The following is a 14,222-nucleotide window of genomic DNA, read 5'->3' as shown; positions in this document are numbered from 1 at the left end:
GGCTACTAACGTGGAACCAACACTTCGTGGATCTTTCCCGTCCGGGACGGTCCGCAGATCAGGAAGGCAAGGGACGTGACGTACGTAATTGCGCAGCCATGCGTAGATGTAAAAGACAAGGCATGTATTGAGGAATGCCCGGTGGATTGCATCTATGAAGGTGAACGCTCCCTCTACATCCACCCCGACGAGTGCGTGGACTGCGGTGCCTGCGAGCCGGTCTGCCCCGTTGAGGCCATTTACTACGAGGACGACACTCCCGAGGAATGGGCCGATTACTACAAGGCCAATGTTGAGTTCTTCGATGACCTGGGCTCCCCGGGCGGAGCTGCCAAGATCGGCAACACGCACAAGGACCATCCGATCATCGCCGTGCTGCCTCCGCAGAACCAAGAGGCATGAGCTCCGTTCCGTCCCGCACTTTTGGGCTGAATCTGCCGGAGTACCCGTGGGAAGCCATGGCTCCCTACGTGCAACTGGCCTCACAGCACCCTGACGGGGCGGTGAACCTGTCCATCGGAACCCCGGTTGATCCCACTCCCACGCTCGTTCGCGAGGCCCTGGCAGCGGCCGCTGATGCGCCCGGTTACCCCACTACCCACGGCACGCAGGCCCTCCGCGAAGCGATAGCTGCCTGGTACGCACGGCGCCGCGGAGTTCCGAACCTGAATCCGCAGGACATTATGCCCACGGTCGGTTCCAAGGAACTGGTGGCCTGGCTGCCGCTGCTGCTGGGACTGGGCGAGGGCGACGTCGTCGTCCGCCCCATGGTTGCCTACCCCACCTATGACATGGGTGCTGTCCTGGCCGGCGCCACCCCGGTGGCCGCCGATGATCTGGAGGAGCTCGACGACGACGTCCGGGCCCGGGTGCGCCTGGTCTGGGTCAACTCGCCCGGCAATCCCACCGGAATTGTCCGCTCAGCGGCCTCACTGCGCTCAGTGGTGGAATCCGCGCGGGCCCTCGGAGCGGTGGTTGCCTCCGACGAGTGCTACGCGGAGCTGGGCTGGGGCTCCTGGGATCCCTCGCGTGGAGGGTCTCCGGTGCCGAGCATCCTGGATCCCGCCGTCAGCGGGGGCAGCAATGAGCTGCTGCTCTCCGTCTACTCGTTGAGCAAGCAGTCCAACATGGCCGGTTACCGTGCCGCTTTCGTGGCCGGTGACGGAGCCATCATGGCCAACCTGGTCAACAGCCGCAAACACGCCGGCATGATCGTGCCCGCCCCCGTGCAGGCCGCCATGGAGGCAGCGCTGGGGGATGACACCCACGTGGCAACGCAGAAGGACCTGTACCGGAAGCGGAGAGAACTCCTGGTTCCCGCCTTGGAAGCTTTTGGGCTGCAGATCCATCATTCCGAGGCAGGGCTGTACCTGTGGGCAACCGCGGGCGAGGACACCTGGACCACAGTGGAGCGGCTGGCGAAGCTGGGCATTGTGTCCGGACCGGGCAGCATTTACGGAAGCGCAGGTGACGGCTTTGTCCGGATTGCGCTGACCGGTTCGGATGAGCGCGTGGCAGCCGCCGCCCGGCGTCTGACCGCTGCCGGCGGATAAACCCCGTCGCGGATAACCCGGGGCCGGGCGGGTTGTATGTTTCGCTTAGACAACAACCCGGCCGCCGATTAGTCCTAAAGCCCGGCTAAAGTGTAGCGTTTTGCGTAAATAGATCTAGCGGAATTGACCCTATGGGTGGCCCGGAACCAGCGGGGCCCATAGCTCTGGTTTCTTCAAACTCCTGAAGGAGACTTAATGACTGAGCGTCCCAGTGCACAGCTGCGCTATGGGGAAAACACCGAAGACAGCCTTGAGCTTCCCCGCGTTGACGCGGTGGAAGGCAATGGCGGCTTTGATGTCTCCAAACTGCTGAAACAGACCGGAACCGTCACCTTTGACCCGGGCTTCATGAACACTGCATCCACGAAGTCCGCCATTACCTACATTGACGGTGACGCCGGAATTCTGCGGTACCGCGGCTACCCGATCGAGCAGCTGGCCAAGCAATCAAGCTTTCTGGAAACGTCTTACCTGCTGATCTACGGAGAACTGCCCACTGAGGCCCAGCTGCAAGACTTTGACCAGCGGATCCGCCGGCACACGCTGTTGCACGAAGACCTCAAGAGTTTCTTCGGCGGGTTCCCGCGCGACGCCCACCCGATGCCGGTACTGTCTTCGGCTGTCAGCGCTCTGTCGACCTTCTACCAGGACTCCCTGGACCCGTTCGACGAGGAGCAGGTGGAACTTTCCACCATCCGCCTGATGGCCAAGCTTCCGGTCATCGCTGCCTACGCGCACAAGAAGAGCCTCGGACAGCCGATGCTCTACCCGGACAATTCCATGAACCTCGTGGAAAACTTCATGCGTCTGAGCTTCGGCCTGCCGGCCGAGCCGTACGAGATTGACCCGGACCTGGTCAAGGCACTGGACCAGCTGCTGGTCCTGCACGCTGATCACGAGCAGAACTGCTCCACCTCCACTGTCCGCCTGGTCGGCAGCGCCGGTGCCAACATGTTCACCTCCGTCTCCGCGGGCATCAGTGCCCTGTCCGGACCGCTGCACGGCGGGGCCAACGAAGCCGTGCTGAACATGCTCCGCGAGATCAAGTCCACGGGCATGGCACCGGAAACCTTCATGGAGAAGGTCAAGAACAAGGAAGACGGCGTGAAGCTCATGGGCTTCGGGCACCGCGTCTACAAGAATTACGATCCCCGCGCCAAGATCGTCAAGGCAACCGCCCACGACATCCTGGCCAAGCTCGGCGGCAACGACGAGCTGCTGGACATCGCCATGCGCCTGGAAGAGAAGGCCCTGGCCGATGATTACTTCATCGAACGCAAGCTGTACCCCAACGTGGACTTCTACACCGGCCTGATCTACAAGGCCATGGGCTTCCCCGAGAAGATGTTCACGGTCCTGTTCGCCATTGGCCGCCTGCCGGGCTGGATTGCACAGTGGCGTGAAATGATGCTGGATCCGCAGACGAAGATTGGCCGTCCGCGCCAGCTTTACACCGGCTCCCTGGAGCGCAGCTACCCCGTCCGCTAGGCGTCACAGCCTGCGGCAGGACAGTAACGGCAAAGGCCCCCGGAATCCGTTCAGGATTCCGGGGGCCTTTTTGCGTTTCGCCCGTCAGAGCCGGCGGGTCAGGATGCGGCGTAGCCCTGGGGATTGTTCTTCTGCCAGCGCCAGTGGTCCTCGCACATGGCATCCAGCGCGCGCTGCGCGGACCAGCCGAGGTCTGCCAGGGCTGCTGAGGGATCCGCGTAGCTGACGGCGGCATCTCCGGGACGGCGGGGAGCAATCTCATACGGGATGTCCCTGCCCGCGGCCTTGGAGAAGGCGGCCAGCACCTGGAGGACCGAGGAACCGTTGCCGGTGCCCAGGTTCCAGCGGTGCACGCCGGGCTTTACGGTGATGTATTCCAGTGCGGCGAGATGACCGGCGGCCAGGTCCACCACATGGATGTAGTCCCGCACGCCGGTGCCGTCCTCCGTGGGGTAGTCATCGCCGAACACCATGACCTTCTCGCGGCGGCCCACAGCCACCTGCGCAACGAACGGCAGCAGGTTGTTGGGCACGCCTGTGGGATCTTCACCGATCCGGCCGGACTCGTGGGCGCCGGCGGGGTTGAAGTAGCGCAGCAGCGCAATATTCCAGCGTCCGTCGGCAGCGCCCAGATCCGCCAGGATGTCTTCGATCTGCTCCTTGGTGCGGCCGTAGGGATTCACCGCGTCCATGGGCATCTTTTCGGTCAGCGGAACTTCTTCGCTGGCGCCGTACACCGTGGCCGAAGAGCTGAAGACAAGGGTGCGGACATTGTGCTTGTCCATCATCCGCAGCAGATTCAGGGTGCCGCCCACGTTGTTGTGGTAGTAGTACAGCGGCTTTGCGACGGATTCGCCGACAGCCTTCAGGCCGGCAAAGTGGATGACGGCGTCGATCCCGTGCTCTGCGAATACGCTGTCAACAGCGCCCTCGTCCAGCAGATCCGCGTGCACGAAGACCGCGCTGCGTCCGGCCAACTCCTGAACCCGCTTCAGGGATTCTTCGCTCGAGTTGGCCAAATTGTCCAGGACCACTACGTCGTGGCCCGCTTCCAGCAGTGCCAGTGTCGTGTGGGAGCCGATGTATCCCGTGCCTCCGGTAACTAGTATTCGCATGGTTCCAGACTAGTGGATCCCGTCGCGGGCCCCGGTTCAGGACTGTTCAGCGGCCCGATGGACCGTAAGGACCACGGCGTTGTCCGGGGCGGGCGCGGGATCCCAGGAGCCGGTTGCGCGCGTCCACCGCAGTTCGTCGAACGCAACGGAGTCCAGCGACAGGGCTTCGGCGTTGGCAACCGCCCACTGAGCCAGGGACCAGCCGTAGGTTCCGCTGCCGGCAACCGTAATGCGGTCTCCTTCGACGGTTGACTCCACCGGCCCGTACACGGTGGTCATTGCCGCCAGGACGGCTTCCGGGCTGCCGGAGGACGACGGCGGAGCCAGGGTGCAGGTCAGCGCTGCGGGGGAGTGCCCGGTCAGGGCGGAAGCGAAGGCCTTGGCCTCGGCTTCATGATCGGCGTAGGCGTCAGGGAAAGCGCTGCGCTGGACCGTCTGTGCCGCCACCGTCAGCGGGAGGTCCGCGTAATTCGGAACCTTTTCCAGCGCATCGTAAAAGGCATTTGCCGCATATACCGGCTCCATCACCTGCTCTTCGCTGCCCCATCCCTGGGACGGTCGCTGCTGAAACAAGCCGCGGGAATCCGGTCCGGCGTCGTCCCCGTAATCGAGGTTCCGCAGCCCGGATTCCTGGATGGCTGTGGCCACGGCAATGGAGGCGGCGCGTGCCGGCATGCCCCGCCGAACGGAGATCCCGGAAATCAGGGCCGCCGTGGACGTCCGGGCGGGTGTCAGATGGTAGGCCGCACCGTCCGCTGTGGCCGTGCAGGCTGCGGGTTCCGGCCTCTTGTCTTCCGGCTCCCGCAGGACGGAGACCGCGTACACGGTGACTGCTGCCAGGAAGAGCACCACCAGCAGCAGCACCGGAACAAATCCGGTGCTGCGCCGGCGGCTGGGGTCGGAGGCCAAGGGGCGAACGTGCTAGTTGGCGTGCAGGGCGTCGTTGAGTTCCACGCTCGCGCCGCTGCGGGCGAGGGCCTCCACCGCACCGGTGGTGGAATTACGGCGGAAGAGCAGATTGGGCACGCCGGAGAGCTCCACCGCCTTGACGGTCTGCGGCTCCTCACCGGGAATCAGCACGGCCACCCGGGTGCCGGCGGTGATGTACAGGCCGGCTTCCACGACGGATTCATTGCCGATGCTGATGCCAACGCCGGAGTTGGCGCCCAGCAGCACACGCTCGCCAAGGGTGATTTTTTCCCTGCCGCCGCCGGAGAGGGTGCCCATGATGGAGGCGCCGCCGCCCACATCGGTGCCGTTGCCCACCACCACGCCCGCGGAGATGCGGCCCTCCACCATGGAGACGCCCAGTGTTCCGGCGTTGAAGTTCACGAAGCCTTCGTGCATGACCGTGGTCCCTTCGGCAAGGTGCGCACCCAGCCGGACCCGGCCGGCGTCGGCGATCCGCACACCGGAGGGAACCACGTAGTCCGTCATCCGGGGGAACTTGTCCACGCCGTACACAGTGACCGGCCCGCGGGCCCGCAGCCGCAGGCGGACCGTCTCAAAGCCTTCCACCGCGCACGGCCCGAAGTTGGTCCAGACAACGTTGGGGAGCTTGCCGAAGATGCCGTCCAGGTTCAGCGTGTTGGGCGCGGCAAGGCGGGTGGAGAGCAGATGCAGGCGCAGGTACGCATCGGCGGTATCCGCCGGCGCCTCGTCGAGGTCAATCTCGGTGCGCAGGACCTCGCCGTGCGTGCCGCGCTCGGCATCGGTCATGGCGGCGGCTGCGGCTTCCAGCTCTGCAGCAAGGGAATTGGCGTCAGCCGAAGCGGCCGCGTCCCGGGCTTCGAGCACGGGCCGGGGGTACCAGACATCCAGCACTGTGCCGTCGTCGGTGATCGTGGCCAGGCCGAGGCCGGAGGCGATGCGGGCAGTGGGGGAGGAGGAGCTTGAAGTCATGGATTCAAGTCTACCGATTGGTGTCCGCCGGACGCGGGCGCAGGGGGTTGCTTCCGGCGCCCAGGCATGGGATCGGTAGGGTGGAGACATGACTCAAACGCCATCCCGCACCCTGGACCTGACCCGCGACGTTGCCCTGCTGACCGCAGACCTGATGGACATTGAAAGCGTGTCCGGCAATGAGACGGAGCTGGCCAACGCCGTGGAGGCTGCGCTGCGCACCTTGGCGCACCTGGAAGTGGTGCGCGACGGCGACTCCATCATGGCGCGCACGTCGCTGGGCCGCGCCGAACGGGTGATCCTCGCCGGGCACCTGGACACCGTTCCGCTGCCCACCGTCCCGGGCTCGCGCGGAACCGTTCCCTCCTCCTGGGACGGCGAGGTGCTGTACGGCCGTGGAGCCACGGATATGAAAGGCGGGGTGGCCGTGCAGCTGGCGCTGGCCGCAGAGCTGGCCAACCCGACACGGGACGTAACGTTCATCTTTTATGACCATGAAGAAGTGGAAGCGTCGCTGTCCGGTCTGGGCCGGCTCCAGGAGAGCTTCCCGGACTGGCTGGAAGCAGACTTCGCCGTACTGCTGGAGCCCACCAACGGCACGGTGGAGGGCGGCTGCAACGGCACCATGCGCTTCCACGCCACCACCACCGGCCGGGCCGCGCATTCCGCCCGCGCCTGGATGGGGGAGAACGCCATCCACGCAGCAGCGGAAATCCTGACCCGGCTGCGGGACCATGAACCTGCCACCGTCTCCGTGGAGGGGCTGGAGTACCGGGAATCGCTGAACGCCGTCAAGATCTGGGGCGGAACCGCCGGGAACGTCATTCCGGATGCAGCCACCGTGGAAATCAACTACCGCTTTGCCCCGGACAAATCGGTGGAACAGGCCGAGGCCTACGTCCGTAACCTGCTGTCCGGCTTCGATCTGGTCCGCACTGATGCCGCCGCCGGTGCCAGGCCGGGACTGGACCGGACCGCCGCGGCGAGTTTTGTCGCCGTCGTCGGGCAGGAACCCAAACCCAAGTACGGCTGGACCGACGTTGCCCGGTTCAGCGCCCTGGGCATCCCGGCCGTGAACTTCGGTCCCGGGGACGCCCTGCTGGCGCATACGGACAACGAGCACGTTGAGGCGGCGGCTGTGCGGGCCTGCCTGGCCGCGCTGCGGACCTGGCTGAGCTGAGGCTGCGCAAAGCATAAAGAAGCACGGCATACAGAGGCACGGCATAAAGAAGGGGAGGACCGGCGGTGCCGGTCCTCCCCTTCTTTATGCCGGTTCCGGCAGCTACTTGGCCGGAGCCGGAGCCTCAATGCCTTCGGGCTCGATGGTGTCCTCGATCTTCAGCACCTTGCCGGCACGCGCGCCCAGACGGCGTGAAAGACGCTGGGCGGCGAAGGTCAGCAGCCAGTTCAGGAGGATGAAGATCGCCGCGGTGACCAGCAGCGCCGGCAGGATGTTGCCTTCGCCGCTGGCCAGGCGGCGCGCGTACTCAAGCAGTTCCGTGTAACCGATGAAGGTACCCAGCGCTGAGTCCTTCAGGATGACCACAAACTGGCTCAGCAGCGCCGGCAGCATGGCAACCAGGGCCTGCGGCATCTCGATGCTGCGCAGCGACTGGCCCGGGGTCAGCCCGATGGCCAGGCCTGCCTCGCGCTGGCCCTTCGGCAGGCCAAAGACACCGGAGCGTACCAGCTCGGCGATGACCGAACCGTTGTACAGCGTCAGGGCAATCACCACGGCCCAAAACGGAACCTGTGCCGAGTCCACCGGGGTGGACTTGGAAAGGAACTGGTAGAAAAACACCATCATCAGCAGCACGGGAACCGCTCGGAAGAATTCCACCACGATGCCGCAGACCCACCTGATGGGTTTGAAGGGTGAAAGCCGGCCGATACCGAAGAGCAGGCCGAAAGCGATGGACGCCACCACTGCTACGGCGGCAGCCTTCAGGGTGGAGAGCAGACCGGGCAGGAGATAGTACTGCCAGGTGCTCCATTCCAGGAACGGCGTCCACTTGGCGGCCTCGAACTGGCCCTTCTCCGCCAGCCCGGAGACAGCGAACCAGAGCAGTGCCGCCACCAGCAGGACACCCAGGATGTTTGCGATTCGAATGTTGCGCCGGGCCTTGGGACCCGGGGCGTCAAACAGGACGTTCTGTGTCATCGTGCCACCGCCAGTTTCTTCGAAGCCCAGGTGGTAAGCAGGCCGATGGGGATAACGATGATGACGTAGCCAATGGCAAAGGTCAGGAAGATCTGTGTCATCAGGTTGGGATAGAACTCGATCATGGTCTTCATCGTGCTGGAGGTTTCCACGGCAACACCGGCTGTGGCGGCGACGGTAGTGTTTTTCACCAGAGCGATCAGCACGTTGCCGATCGGCGCGATGGCGCCGCGGAAGGCCTGCGGCATGATGATGATCCGCGCCGCCGCAAAGAACCCCAGACCGATGGCACGGGCAGCTTCAGCCTGTCCCAGCGGAACGGTATTGACGCCGCTGCGGATGGCTTCACAGAAGAAGGCTGCGTGGTACACGGTGAGGGACAGTACTGCCAGGCGGAAGAAGTTGGTGTTGAAGTCCGAAGACAGGCTGACGTTCAGCTGTGACCAGAGTGCCAGCGAACCGAACACCATGATGATGGTCAGCGGAGTGTTCCGGAAGATATTCACGTAGGCGGCACCGAACCACTGCAGGCTGGGGATCGGCGAGATCCGCATCAGCGCCAGGACGGTACCGAGTATCAGCGACCAGAGAGCCGCCCAGAACGCGAGCTGGATATTGACCCAGAAAGCGCCGACGACGTCGTACTGCTCGAAGAGGGCAGTAAAACCCTCCATGTTTCACCTCTTTATGGTGGACGAAGCCCGGGCCGGGAGAGCGCAATGCCCTCCCGGCCGCGGGGTGGAACGGACGGTGCCTCAGGCACCGGGGGTACCGGTTAGGCGCAGGCGTCCGTCTCCGGCGGGTTCAGCTCGGCCTTGTAGGTGTAGTCGACGCCCTCGGTGTTCTTCTTGATGGCTTCTTCCCAGGCACCCTCTTCGACCATCTTGGTGATCGCGGTGTTGATGTCCTCGCACTTGACGAGTCCGTCTTCCTTCGGAAGGCCCACACCGTAGCGCTCCTCCGAGAAGGTGTTTCCGATGACCTTGAACTTGCCCTTGTTGGCGTCCGTGGACGCCAGGCCGGCGAGGATGATGTCGTCAGTGGTGACGGCATCAATGGAGCCGCCCTGCATGGCGGTCACGCACTCGGCGTAGCTGGGCTGCTCCAGCAGGTTCACGCCGGCGGCGTAGTTGTCCTTGATCTTCTGGGCGGAGGTGGAGCTGGAGACTGAGCACAGGTTCTTGCCGTCGAGCTCGTCGGGGCCGCCGATTTCACTGTCGGTGGGAACCAGCAGGTCCTGGCCGGCAACGAAGTAGGGGCCGGCAAAGGCAATCTTTTCCTTGCGGGTATCCGTGATGGAGTAGCTCGCCAGGATCATGTCCACCTGGTCATTTTCGAGCATGTTTTCACGCTGCGGGGAGGGCGTGGAGATGAACTCAATCCGGTCCTCGGGGTAGCCGAGCTCATTGGCCACGTACTTGGCGACGTCAACGTCGAAGCCCGTGTACTCGTTACCGTCCTTGAAACCGACGCCGGGCTGGTCGAACTTGATGCCGATGCGGATCTTCTCGCCGGCACCTTCGGTGCTGCCGGAATCCGAGCCGGAATCTCCGCCGCAGGCGGACAGGGTCAGGGCAGCCACGGCAGCCATGGCTGCTGCGGCGTAACGGGTCTTGCGCATGATTTCTCCTTGCATTGCGGTGCTCCGGTGGACGGGGCACCTAGCCTCATAAGGATTTCCCCCAACTGGTGAAATCCCGGTACTGCGGTACTGCCGGTACTGCTGTGGACGGTCTAGTGCGAAAGGATCTTGCCGAGGAAGTCCTTGGCCCGGTCGCTCTTCGGGTTGGTGAAGAACTCTTCGGGGGTGGCTTCTTCGACAATCTGTCCGTCAGCCATGAAGATGACGCGGTCAGCGGCCTTGCGGGCGAATCCCATTTCGTGGGTTACCACGATCATGGTCATGCCCTCCTTGGCCAGGCTGACCATGGTGTCCAGCACCTCGTTGATCATTTCGGGATCGAGGGCCGAGGTGGGCTCGTCAAAGAGCATGACCTTGGGCTTCATGGCCAGGGCCCGGGCAATGGCCACGCGCTGCTGCTGGCCGCCGGAAAGCTGCGCCGGCAGCTTATTGGCCTGGTTGGCAACGCCAACCCGCTCCAGCAGTTCCATCGAGAGTGCCTTTGCCTCGGCACTCTTCATGCCTTTGACCTTGACCGGGCCAAGGGACACGTTGTCGAGGATTGTCTTGTGGGCAAACAGGTTGAAGGACTGGAACACCATGCCGACGTCGGCGCGGAGTTTTGCCAGTGCCTTTCCTTCGGCCGGCAGCACCTTGCCGTCGATGGCAATCTCGCCGTCGTCAATCGTCTCCAGCCGGTTGATGGCACGGCAGAGCGTCGATTTTCCGGAACCGGAGGGGCCGATCACTACGACCACTTCACCGCGGGCCACATTGAGGTTGATGTTCTGCAGAACATGCAGGTCGCCAAAGTGTTTGTTGACGTTCTTGAGTGAGACAAGAGGTGCGGCGGAATCAGGCGTTGCGCCTTCGGTTGTGTCACGGGTCATAAGAAGAAGATAGCCAACGATTGTGTCCGGAATGTGTCAGAGTCCACAAAACGCCGATAATCGTGACGCAAGAGCAACCAAACGTACCGGGGGAGTCCTGTGAGGCCCGGAACACACATGTGGCTACCCTTGAATCATGGAATTCAGCGACAACAGCTCCCGGGGCCGGGATATCAGCCCCCGCAAACGCGGACCGGTGGAACTGCGCAGGGCGCAGGCCCGTGCGCCGCAGTCGGACCAGTACCTGCTTGACTCTTCGGACCAGACGCACTTCACGCACACTGATCCGTGGCGGGTGCTGCGCATCCAGAGCGAATTTGTGGAGGGATTCGGCAGCCTTTCGGAGCTTGGGCCGGCTGTCAGCGTCTTTGGTTCCGCCCGCAGCATGCCGGGGTCTGCCTATTACAAGCTCGGCGAGGAAGTGGGGCGGCTGCTCGCGGCAGAGGGGCTGGCCGTCATCACGGGCGGCGGCCCGGGGTCGATGGAGGCGGCGAACAAGGGCGCGGTCGAGGCGGACGGCCTGTCTGTTGGCCTGGGCATTGAGCTTCCCTTCGAAACCGGTCTGAACGACTGGGTGGATCTGGGAATCAACTTCCGGTATTTCTTCGTGCGGAAGACCATGTTCGTAAAGTACGCGCAGGGGTTCATCGTCCTGCCGGGCGGCTTCGGCACCATGGACGAGCTCTTCGAAGCCATGACCCTGGTCCAGACGCAGAAGGTGACGTCCTTCCCGATTGTCCTGATCGGCACGGACTTCTGGGGTCCCCTGATGGACTGGGTCAAGGGCACGCTGCTGGCCGAGGGGATGATCTCCGAGAAGGACCTCGCCCTGATCCATATCGTGGATGATCCGGCGGAAGCCGTGGAACTGATGATTACCGACAGTGCCGGGCACGTCTCGCCCTAACGCACCGGCTTCCGGTGGGGGGAGCACGGGGTGCTCTCTGGCACGATGGTCCTGTGACAACCTTCCTAATTTTCGTGGCCGTTCTCGCAGCAGGTGCAGTGGCGCTTGCCGCTACCGGGCTTCCGCCTTTCCGCAGACCCGGGACGGCGTCCGGGGAGCCTTCGTCGGCGGGGGATCCCGGCTTGGCGGAACCGGATCCAAGGCTTCCTCCGGTCCTCCTGCCGGAGGACGTGCAGCCCGCTGACCTTGGGCGGCTGAGATTTTCGGTGGCGTTCCGGGGTTACCGGATGGACCAGGTGGACGCTGTCCTGGCGCGGCTGGAAGAGGTGCTGGCGGAAAGGGATGCCGCTCTGGCTGCCGTGCAGGCTCCTGGAAGGGTTCCGCCGCAGCCGGGGAACGATGCGCGGCAGGATCCGGGGATGCCGTCATGAGCACTGTGGCAGGTTCGGACGGGCTTCTGCGCTGCCCCTGGGCAGTCAGCAGCCCCGATTATCAGCAGTACCACGACGAGGAATGGGGCCGCCCGGTTACCGGCGAGGCAGCCCTTTTTGAACGCCTGAGCCTGGAGGCCTTCCAAGCGGGATTGAGCTGGATCACGATCCTGCGTAAGCGGCCAGCGTTCCGCCGTGCCTTTGCAGGCTTCGATCCTGCGGCGGTGGCACGGTTTACGGACGAGGACCGGACACGGCTGATGAATGATGCGGGAATTGTCCGTAACCGGGCAAAGATCGACGCCGTCATCGCCAACGCCCGGGCACTCCTGGACCTGCCGGCAGGGGAGAGCCTGGAAAAGCTGCTTGAGGCACACCGCGCTGACCCGCAGCGCCCGGCACCACAGACTATTTCCGACGTTCCGGCTATCACGGAGGATTCCGCTGCGCTGGCAAAGGCCCTGAAAAAGCGCGGTTTCCGTTTCGTGGGACCCACCACTGCCTACGCGATGCTGCAGGCCACCGGGTATGTCAATGACCATCTGGCAAGCTGCTGGGTCCGCAATGGCGGATAGCGCTGCCCGGCAGGGGGACACCCGTCCGGCGTCGGCCGCCAACACCGCGCTGGTGCGTGCATCAGCGCGCCTGGCCGCGGCCTTCAACCGCTGGCCCTGGTACATCAAGGTCCTGGCCGTCTGGGCGGCCGCGCGCTTGTTTTCGTTCACGGTGTTCGTTGCCGTAGCGGCGCAGCAGGGACTGAACCCGTGGGGATGGGAGGGAACGCCGTCGTACCTGCAGTTCATCGGAGCCTGGGACAGCGAGTGGTACCAGCGCATTTTCGCCGGCGGCTACCCGTCCGAAATTCCCCGTGATGAAACGGGCCGGGCGCAGGAGAACCAGTGGGCGTTCTACGCTCTCTTTCCGGGGCTGGTCCGGGCGCTCGCAGCCCTCACCGGGCTGGGCTGGGAAGTCCTCGCACCCATAGTGGCCACCGCCGCCGGATTCGGCGCCGCTCTGATGGTGTACCGGCTTTTCGCGCTGCGGGCCTCGTCCGGCACCGCCCTCTGGGGCGTGGTGTTTGTGGCGGTCAACCCGGTATCCCCGATCCTGCAGGTTCCCTATGCGGAGTCGCTGAACCTGCTGCTGCTGGCGGCATCGCTGTACCTGCTGATCACCCGCCGCTACCTGTCCGCAGTGCCGGTGGTTCTGGTGATGTGCCTGTCCCGGCCGGTGGGTGTCGCTTTTGCCCTGATGATGGGGATCCTGTTTGTGCGCCGCTGGATACTGCGCCGGAAGGAAGCCTTCCCGCCGGCCGAGGCATGGCGGATGGTGGTCTTGGGATTGGCCTCCGGAGCCGGCGCCCTCGCCTGGCCCGCACTGGCGTGGTGGTACACCGGGGAGGCGGGTGCCTACACGGACACGGAAACGGCCTGGCGGGGAGATACCCTGCTGGTCTTCAAGCCGTGGTTTGTCGAGGCGGAGCGGCTCTTCGGTCCGGTCATGGGGCCGGTGGCGCTGATTGCCCTGGTGGCTCTCACCGTCCTGTGCCTCAATTCCGAGCCTGTGCGCCGGCTCGGCGTGGAAATGCAGGTGTGGTGTGCCGCCTATGTGCTGTACCTGCTGGCCTTCCTGAATCCGCTGACCAGTACGTTCCGGTTGCTGCTGCCGCTGTTCCCGCTGGGGCTGGCCCTGGCATCCCTGAGCAGTTCCCGGGCCTACCGGACCACGGTCGCATTGGCCTTCCTGGTGCTGCAGATTGTCTGGGTGGTGTGGCTCTGGCGCTGGACTCCGCTTCCGGGCGGAGGGGATTATCCCCCTTAGGATTGTGGCGCGGAACACAAGAAATTTCGTTTGGACGATGTTTGTGCGGAATAATGAAGGCAATTGCCGCCGGAGCAGGTTGTAGGCCGTGCGACAGAGGTTACATGTGTGACTGGGGGATCGCCCGCAGCGCACTGTGAAAGGGGAACTGGAACATGGCAGCGATGAAACCGCGTACGGGTGACGGACCCATGGAAATCACCAAGGAGGGGCGTAGCCTCATCCTGCGGGTGCCGATCGACGGCGGCGGACGGCTCGTCGTCGAACTCAATGCTGAGGAAGCCGGCAAGCTCAAGGATTGCCTGCTGGGCGCCACGAGCTAGGAAGCGAAAC

General features: G+C 64.2%; 16 protein-coding genes. 9 read left to right on the top strand and 7 right to left on the bottom strand.

Features of this window, described 5'->3' with window-relative positions; all coding sequences use genetic code 11:
- The first annotated feature begins 75 nt into the window (after window positions 1-75).
- From fdxA to CXR00_RS01430, 3 genes are all read left to right on the top strand, one after another.
- Window positions 76-402, top strand: a complete 327-nt coding sequence (fdxA, locus tag CXR00_RS01440; protein WP_104052634.1) for a ferredoxin — start codon at window positions 76-78, stop codon at window positions 400-402.
- Entirely contained in the window at window positions 399-1,553 is a 1,155-nt protein-coding gene (gene dapC / locus CXR00_RS01435) for a succinyldiaminopimelate transaminase (RefSeq protein ID WP_104052633.1), read from the top strand. Before fdxA ends, dapC begins: the two co-directional genes overlap by 4 nt.
- Before the next feature lie 195 nt (window positions 1,554-1,748).
- Complete coding sequence (locus CXR00_RS01430) at window positions 1,749-3,041, top strand: citrate synthase (RefSeq protein ID WP_104052632.1); 1,293 nt, start codon at window positions 1,749-1,751, stop codon at window positions 3,039-3,041.
- 98 nt (window positions 3,042-3,139) lie between these two features.
- On the opposite strand, the gene galE is transcribed toward CXR00_RS01430, so the two are convergent.
- From galE to dapD, 3 genes are read right to left on the bottom strand one after another with little or no spacing between them, the layout of a single operon-like run.
- Window positions 3,140-4,156 carry a UDP-glucose 4-epimerase GalE gene (gene galE / locus CXR00_RS01425; RefSeq protein ID WP_104052631.1) on the bottom strand — a complete coding sequence of 339 codons (1,017 nt, stop codon included), beginning with the start codon at window positions 4,154-4,156 and terminating at the stop codon, window positions 3,140-3,142.
- Between the two features lie 36 nt (window positions 4,157-4,192).
- Window positions 4,193-5,065: a hypothetical protein gene (locus CXR00_RS01420; protein ID WP_104052630.1), complete on the bottom strand. Its 873-nt coding sequence runs from the start codon at window positions 5,063-5,065 to the stop codon at window positions 4,193-4,195.
- A gap of 12 nt (window positions 5,066-5,077) precedes the next feature.
- The gene (dapD, locus tag CXR00_RS01415; protein WP_104052629.1) at window positions 5,078-6,058 is read right to left on the bottom strand and encodes a 2,3,4,5-tetrahydropyridine-2,6-dicarboxylate N-succinyltransferase; all 981 of its coding nucleotides are present in this window, start codon (window positions 6,056-6,058) and stop codon (window positions 5,078-5,080) included.
- A gap of 88 nt (window positions 6,059-6,146) precedes the next feature.
- Here dapD and dapE point away from each other — a divergent pair, with 88 nt between their 5' ends.
- Entirely contained in the window at window positions 6,147-7,238 is a 1,092-nt protein-coding gene (gene dapE, locus CXR00_RS01410; RefSeq protein ID WP_104052628.1) for a succinyl-diaminopimelate desuccinylase, read from the top strand.
- Window positions 7,239-7,340: 102 nt separating this feature from the next.
- Here dapE and CXR00_RS01405 read toward each other — a convergent pair whose 3' ends face one another.
- The 4 genes from CXR00_RS01405 to CXR00_RS01390 all read right to left on the bottom strand — a co-directional run bounded on the left by CXR00_RS01405 (window position 7,341) and on the right by CXR00_RS01390 (window position 10,730).
- Window positions 7,341-8,219 (bottom strand): amino acid ABC transporter permease, encoded by an 879-nt coding sequence (locus CXR00_RS01405; protein ID WP_104052627.1) that lies wholly within the window; start codon window positions 8,217-8,219, stop codon window positions 7,341-7,343.
- Window positions 8,216-8,893 carry an amino acid ABC transporter permease gene (locus tag CXR00_RS01400; protein WP_104052626.1) on the bottom strand — a complete coding sequence of 226 codons (678 nt, stop codon included), beginning with the start codon at window positions 8,891-8,893 and terminating at the stop codon, window positions 8,216-8,218. The genes CXR00_RS01405 and CXR00_RS01400 overlap by 4 nt, the downstream gene beginning before the upstream one ends.
- Window positions 8,894-8,994: 101 nt before the next feature.
- Window positions 8,995-9,840 (bottom strand): glutamate ABC transporter substrate-binding protein, encoded by an 846-nt coding sequence (locus CXR00_RS01395; RefSeq protein WP_104052625.1) that lies wholly within the window; start codon window positions 9,838-9,840, stop codon window positions 8,995-8,997.
- Window positions 9,841-9,953: 113 nt separating this feature from the next.
- Window positions 9,954-10,730, bottom strand: a complete 777-nt coding sequence (locus tag CXR00_RS01390; RefSeq protein WP_104052624.1) for an amino acid ABC transporter ATP-binding protein — start codon at window positions 10,728-10,730, stop codon at window positions 9,954-9,956.
- Between the two features lie 136 nt (window positions 10,731-10,866).
- On the opposite strand from CXR00_RS01390, the gene CXR00_RS01385 reads away from it, so the two are divergent.
- The 5 genes from CXR00_RS01385 (at window position 10,867) to CXR00_RS01365 (ending at window position 14,212) form a co-directional block, all read left to right on the top strand.
- The gene (locus CXR00_RS01385) at window positions 10,867-11,637 is read left to right on the top strand and encodes a TIGR00730 family Rossman fold protein (RefSeq protein ID WP_104052623.1); all 771 of its coding nucleotides are present in this window, start codon (window positions 10,867-10,869) and stop codon (window positions 11,635-11,637) included.
- Between the two features lie 53 nt (window positions 11,638-11,690).
- The gene (locus CXR00_RS01380; protein ID WP_104052622.1) at window positions 11,691-12,068 is read left to right on the top strand and encodes a DivIVA domain-containing protein; all 378 of its coding nucleotides are present in this window, start codon (window positions 11,691-11,693) and stop codon (window positions 12,066-12,068) included.
- The gene (locus tag CXR00_RS01375; protein ID WP_104052621.1) at window positions 12,065-12,643 is read left to right on the top strand and encodes a DNA-3-methyladenine glycosylase I; all 579 of its coding nucleotides are present in this window, start codon (window positions 12,065-12,067) and stop codon (window positions 12,641-12,643) included. The genes CXR00_RS01380 and CXR00_RS01375 overlap by 4 nt, the downstream gene beginning before the upstream one ends.
- The gene (locus tag CXR00_RS01370) at window positions 12,603-13,889 is read left to right on the top strand and encodes a hypothetical protein (RefSeq protein ID WP_258060241.1); all 1,287 of its coding nucleotides are present in this window, start codon (window positions 12,603-12,605) and stop codon (window positions 13,887-13,889) included. Before CXR00_RS01375 ends, CXR00_RS01370 begins: the two co-directional genes overlap by 41 nt.
- Before the next feature lie 155 nt (window positions 13,890-14,044).
- Window positions 14,045-14,212, top strand: a complete 168-nt coding sequence (locus CXR00_RS01365; RefSeq protein WP_104052619.1) for a DUF3117 domain-containing protein — start codon at window positions 14,045-14,047, stop codon at window positions 14,210-14,212.
- The last annotated feature ends 10 nt before the right edge of the window (window positions 14,213-14,222 follow it).

The organism is Arthrobacter sp. 9E16, from assembly GCF_002929435.1.
GTDB lineage: Bacteria > Actinomycetota > Actinomycetes > Actinomycetales > Micrococcaceae > Arthrobacter_B > Arthrobacter_B sunyaminii.
The sequence above is the reverse complement of the archived record's forward strand: the minus strand, read 5'-3'. Positions and strand labels throughout refer to the sequence as shown.

Coding starts and splice junctions, on each gene's coding strand:
- dapE (WP_104052628.1), top strand. CDS start 6,147: ATGACTCAAACGCCATCCCGCACCCTGGACCTGACCCGCGACGTTGCC.
- CXR00_RS01395 (WP_104052625.1), bottom strand. CDS start 9,840: ATGCGCAAGACCCGTTACGCCGCAGCAGCCATGGCTGCCGTGGCTGCC.
- galE (WP_104052631.1), bottom strand. CDS start 4,156: ATGCGAATACTAGTTACCGGAGGCACGGGATACATCGGCTCCCACACG.
- CXR00_RS01385 (WP_104052623.1), top strand. CDS start 10,867: ATGGAATTCAGCGACAACAGCTCCCGGGGCCGGGATATCAGCCCCCGC.
- dapC (WP_104052633.1), top strand. CDS start 399: ATGAGCTCCGTTCCGTCCCGCACTTTTGGGCTGAATCTGCCGGAGTAC.
- CXR00_RS01365 (WP_104052619.1), top strand. CDS start 14,045: ATGGCAGCGATGAAACCGCGTACGGGTGACGGACCCATGGAAATCACC.
- CXR00_RS01405 (WP_104052627.1), bottom strand. CDS start 8,219: ATGACACAGAACGTCCTGTTTGACGCCCCGGGTCCCAAGGCCCGGCGC.
- CXR00_RS01430 (WP_104052632.1), top strand. CDS start 1,749: ATGACTGAGCGTCCCAGTGCACAGCTGCGCTATGGGGAAAACACCGAA.
- CXR00_RS01400 (WP_104052626.1), bottom strand. CDS start 8,893: ATGGAGGGTTTTACTGCCCTCTTCGAGCAGTACGACGTCGTCGGCGCT.
- CXR00_RS01375 (WP_104052621.1), top strand. CDS start 12,065: ATGAGCACTGTGGCAGGTTCGGACGGGCTTCTGCGCTGCCCCTGGGCA.
- CXR00_RS01370 (WP_258060241.1), top strand. CDS start 12,603: ATGACCATCTGGCAAGCTGCTGGGTCCGCAATGGCGGATAGCGCTGCC.
- CXR00_RS01390 (WP_104052624.1), bottom strand. CDS start 10,730: ATGACCCGTGACACAACCGAAGGCGCAACGCCTGATTCCGCCGCACCT.
- dapD (WP_104052629.1), bottom strand. CDS start 6,058: ATGACTTCAAGCTCCTCCTCCCCCACTGCCCGCATCGCCTCCGGCCTC.